General features: G+C 59.6%; 1 protein-coding gene. It reads right to left on the bottom strand.

The genetic code is table 11. From position 1 onward, the window contains the following. Window positions 1–265 (bottom strand): hypothetical protein (locus tag SB756_RS31075; RefSeq protein WP_410913370.1); only part of this gene is annotated, 265 nt, incomplete at both ends.

Here is a 265-nt window from a genome sequence, read left to right as displayed (position 1 = left end):
CATGGCTCACCCCTTCCCATTTACCGTTGCTGTTCTCATCCCAGCGCAGCAGCAGGCAGTTCTCTCTGATTTGCAGCGCCCCACTGCCACACTCACCGTGACAATAACCGGCACGCCGCACCGCTTTTTCCAGCGTCGCCATCATCTGCTGTAACTCCTGACGCAGCTGCGCCCGTTGCATCACGCCGGCGTTCTCTGCCAGCAGCAGCGGCAGAAAACGGCCAGCACTTAACATCACGACGGCGCTGATTGCTAAGGCGATCAG

The organism is Pseudomonas sp. SIMBA_068, assembly GCF_046534705.1.
Taxonomy (GTDB): domain Bacteria; phylum Pseudomonadota; class Gammaproteobacteria; order Pseudomonadales; family Pseudomonadaceae; genus Aquipseudomonas; species Aquipseudomonas putida.
Note: the sequence above shows the minus strand (reverse complement) of the source record. Positions and strands in the feature narration are given on the sequence as shown.